7 protein-coding genes are annotated in these 3783 nt (G+C 40.8%); 1 reads left to right on the top strand and 6 read right to left on the bottom strand.

The features are described 5' to 3' along the window. Window positions 1-759 (top strand): site-specific integrase (locus tag BW716_RS34605; protein WP_143709222.1); only part of this gene is annotated, 759 nt, incomplete at its 5' end. A 70-nt stretch (window positions 760-829) separates the two neighbouring features. Here BW716_RS34605 and BW716_RS34600 read toward each other — a convergent pair. From BW716_RS34600 to BW716_RS37325, 6 genes are all read right to left on the bottom strand, one after another. After that, complete coding sequence (locus BW716_RS34600) at window positions 830-1078, bottom strand: hypothetical protein (RefSeq protein WP_083730609.1); 249 nt, start codon at window positions 1076-1078, stop codon at window positions 830-832. A gap of 110 nt (window positions 1079-1188) precedes the next feature. Beyond that, window positions 1189-1437, bottom strand: a complete 249-nt coding sequence (locus tag BW716_RS34595) for a hypothetical protein (RefSeq protein WP_083730608.1) — start codon at window positions 1435-1437, stop codon at window positions 1189-1191. 31 nt (window positions 1438-1468) lie between these two features. Continuing rightward, window positions 1469-2155, bottom strand: a complete 687-nt coding sequence (locus BW716_RS34590; protein ID WP_083730607.1) for a hypothetical protein — start codon at window positions 2153-2155, stop codon at window positions 1469-1471. A gap of 29 nt (window positions 2156-2184) precedes the next feature. Further along, window positions 2185-2451 (bottom strand): hypothetical protein, encoded by a 267-nt coding sequence (locus tag BW716_RS34585; RefSeq protein ID WP_143709221.1) that lies wholly within the window; start codon window positions 2449-2451, stop codon window positions 2185-2187. Window positions 2452-2721: 270 nt separating this feature from the next. Continuing rightward, entirely contained in the window at window positions 2722-3435 is a 714-nt protein-coding gene (locus BW716_RS34580; RefSeq protein ID WP_083730605.1) for an SGNH/GDSL hydrolase family protein, read from the bottom strand. Between the two features lie 21 nt (window positions 3436-3456). After that, a partial coding sequence (locus tag BW716_RS37325; RefSeq protein ID WP_179091412.1) for a hypothetical protein occupies window positions 3457-3783 on the bottom strand: 327 nt, incomplete at its 5' end.

Below are 3783 nucleotides of genomic sequence, written 5' to 3'. Positions count from 1 at the left end.
CGAGGTCCGAATACTTACCCAGTAGATATTACGGAAAACTTCTGCAAACGGTTCCGGCGGCATTTGCTGGATACGCTGACTGGCGAAACTCCGGCCAACTATTATGCACGTTTCAAATGGGTGGTGAAAGCTGCCACTAAGGATGGGTACTTCAGGAGCAACCCGACAGAGGATATTCCGGCAGTACGCAATCCAAGTGCAACGATGAAGGAGCATCTGGAATCAGAAGAATATGTTGCCTTACTCAATACACCCTGTTTTAATCAGCAAGTGAAGCTGGCTTTCTTGTTTAGTTGTTATACCGGGCTGAGATGGGTGGATGTGAAAAGGCTGGAATGGCAGGATTTACAGGGTGGTAAATTAATTACAAGGATCATCCAGCAGAAAACCGGCAAGCCAGTGGTACTTACCCTACACTCAATAGCCCTTGCAATTCTGGAAGAAATTAAACAACTATCTCTTGGCAAGACAGTTTCTGCCAATAAAGTTTTCAGCCTGCCTACGGCGAATGGAGCCAACAAGGTATTGGGAGAATGGATTAAACGGGCTGGTGTCAATAAATACGTAACATGGTCCTGTGCAAGATTAAGTTTTTCCATACTATTAAAGGATAAGAACGTGGATGATGTCACTATCGCTTATCTAATGGGGCATACAACTATCAGACAGGTGCAGCAGACTTACAAAAGGTACAAACCTAAAGATCAGTCGGAGGCGATCAGTCACTTGCCTTCTTTTAATATTGCGGGTGTCCTTTAGGGGGTCAACTAATTTCAGTATGGTGCAAGTTTTAGCAACAGGGCTATTCACCATCGAATAGCCCTGTTTACTATGCAGCTCTTAGCTTTATCAATGGTGGTGCAGCCTGCACTACCGCCATTTCACCGGACAGCATTTTATCAATATCTTCTTTCCTGTAATAGCCACTATTGGTTTTGTAAACCCCATATTCTTCACAGTTCTTAGCCAATTGCGTTCGGCCAAGGTTACAATAAATCAGCGCTTCTTCCGGTTTTAGAAAGGGTTTAAAACAGATTGCAATTGCTCGCATGATTAGTAGATCATCACGTTTTATCATACCGTATAGTTTAGTGTTGAAATTTTACCTTTCTGTAAGAGTAAGGGTTAAGTTATTGGGTAAAGAGAACCACCACTACAGGTAATCCTGCGGTGGTGGTAAGACTGGTGTTAGTCTTCATCCTCTTCGTCATTATCCTCGTCTTCCTCATTCTCATGGTAATCAGAGATAATGTCTTCTGCTTCATGGATGGCATCCCGCTGCTCTTTTTCGTATTCCACTTCAATAGTGATGTAACCCTCATCTTCATCCGTGCCTGTAATGCTATTGGTGATATCGTTTTCCAGTAGTACATCGGCTACCCGGATCAGCACATCTATAGGCACCTGCAATTCGCGTTTTGTAATAACTGTCAACATACAATAATCGGATTTAGAGATTTAGAAATAATTATTCTGAAAAGTTGAGTTCACGGAACTTTACCAGCGGCACCATAGCTGCCAGCGTAAAACGGCAGGCAATAAGTGATGCTTTCCGGTTAAGCGTTAAACGAAAGCGGGTATCACCTTTCGGCTTAACGTTATGAACAATGCGGTCAAGGTTATGTATAATGTCTTTTACCAACGTGGTGTAGGGATAGTCAGTAGGCAGTTGCCGGTAAGGACTTGCAGCTGCCATTTCAGCAAACGAATCCCGCAAAAGAACTAATGCCTCGTTGGGTATGGAAGGCATATTGCTTAAACGAAGCATGTTTTCCAACAGGCAGCGCAATCGAAGGCTTACCCATTTTACTGGCTGTATGGCATAGGTTCCCCAATATTGATCCGGGTTTTCAAATATAAATGTGTAGTTATTACTATCCAGGCATTCCTGTACCGCTTCCAGCAGCCGGGAATATACCTGCTGATAGGGCTGGTCTTGTTGCCTTACCATATAATCTGGTTTATCTACATCTGTTTTTGCTTCTTCCAGCAAAACTGCTGATTCATTACTGGTTAAAGTGTTAGTCTCTGCATCTGCCAATGCCAATCCGTTCCGCTTGTAAAATGCTAACTGCTTGCAGGTATCACTGCAATATTTACGGGTGCTTCGTAAGGCTTGCATCGGTGTGCCGCAGGGTTGACAGGTAGTTGTCATTGATGTCAGTTTAACGGTAAACGATCTTGTTAATAGTCAAGGGCTTCATCCTGTGGACTGCCTTTAACGTAATAACTATAATCACCCAATATGCCAATGATGTTTTGTAAGGCTTTCTTGTGTTTAGGGTTCCCCTGTTGGTGGGTAATTTGCACCATCAGGGTGCCTTCCTGCTCATTGATACCTTCTTCCTTCCAGTACAGGTGGTTATTGAACAAGATGCGAATGATGTCCAGTAAAACATCAATGGGAATAGTGTGTGAGCTGGTTGTAGCCGGTTTGTTAGCACTTTGCATGTGATGCTCATTAAAGGTAAAAATCAGGAACAACAGGAAAAGGTACTAACTATGCATCATATAACAAATGGTGCCCTATGGCTATTAGTTTAACTGTCCAGAACTAGAAAAACGCGGCTGGAATAAGTAGCTTGTATTATAGCCTATTTATCATCCGTTAAATTTTCCCGACCCTGACATCCCATAAAAGTCCAAAAAATCTGAATGGCATTTATAAAATACGTTCTATTCCAAAAGCTGTTTTATAACAATAAGATTAGAAAATATGAGCTACTGAATAGTGGTCTTAAAAATAGAATTTGACAAAACTGATTGAACAATTAAATAATGGCCTCTGTTATTCAGATGAATCCCATCAGCTGCTGCAAATTCAGGTTTTATATAACCTTCTGGAGTAGAGAGGGTGTCATATAAATTATTAAACTTGTCGCCATAGTTGCTCATCATCTTTTCATTCAGCGTTTTCAGGCGACTTCTAATTGCTGCATCATCAAAGTTGCGCGGCTGGGTACCAAACAGGATATATTTTACTTTTGCTGAATCCAACAGCCGCACCATTTCCTTATAGTTACTCATTATTTCATTATCACTGTAGCCATTTGCAACATCATTGGTTGGATATGTAATCATCACTAAAGAAGGATAGTAAGATAACGCCTTGGTAATATTCTTTGTAGTATCTGTTAGTGGCATACCTTCCTGAACGGAATAATTTTCAGGAACTCCTTGATAGGTAGTGTAACCAGCTACAGCGAGATTAATAAAATAAAGTGTCTTTTTATTATCCAGAGTAGCCAACCTTAACCTGTTTACCCACCCCGAATCAGTTGGATTAGCTCCAATACCTGCTGCGGAAGAGGAACCTATAATTACGATATTAGCGGATTTTGAGCCGGCAGACTCTCCTGGATTATTTACTGCTTCTGTGCTTTTAGTACACGAAAACCAAAACACAATGGATAACCCAAATATATAATTTCTCATTGCTATCTAAATAGGCATTTATTAAAGACTTCCGAGTTTGTTCATATACGTCAGGTATGTATCCAGATCGAACTTCTTCTTACTTAAATGTTGATCTAATCTATACCAGGGAAGATACCTATTATCATTCCCATCCATTAAAATTGGCATAAAATAGGGTCTGTATCCATACTTCTTTTCTACCTGCCAGTGGGCACTTTTACTCCTTCTCATCTTTTCTCCAATAAAAATCCCTAATGGTATAAACAAGTCCATATACCGCTGTTGAGGGTCAATTTTATTCACCTTTTTGGATATTGCATTGTAGTAAGCGGTATCATCTTTTTGCACATCAATTTCCAAATCTAA

The sequence above is a fragment of the [Flexibacter] sp. ATCC 35208 genome, from assembly GCF_001975825.1.
In the GTDB taxonomy this organism is placed as follows: domain Bacteria; phylum Bacteroidota; class Bacteroidia; order Chitinophagales; family Chitinophagaceae; genus Chitinophaga.
The sequence above is the reverse complement of the archived record's forward strand: the minus strand, read 5'-3'. Positions and strand labels throughout refer to the sequence as shown.

Bases quoted from the DNA above. Each gene is read 5' to 3' on its own strand.
- BW716_RS34585 (WP_143709221.1), bottom strand. From the start codon at position 2,451: ATGCAAAGTGCTAACAAACCGGCTACAACCAGCTCACACACTATTCCC.
- BW716_RS34600 (WP_083730609.1), bottom strand. From the start codon at position 1,078: ATGATAAAACGTGATGATCTACTAATCATGCGAGCAATTGCAATCTGT.
- BW716_RS34595 (WP_083730608.1), bottom strand. From the start codon at position 1,437: ATGTTGACAGTTATTACAAAACGCGAATTGCAGGTGCCTATAGATGTG.
- BW716_RS34580 (WP_083730605.1), bottom strand. From the start codon at position 3,435: ATGAGAAATTATATATTTGGGTTATCCATTGTGTTTTGGTTTTCGTGT.
- BW716_RS34590 (WP_083730607.1), bottom strand. From the start codon at position 2,155: ATGACAACTACCTGTCAACCCTGCGGCACACCGATGCAAGCCTTACGA.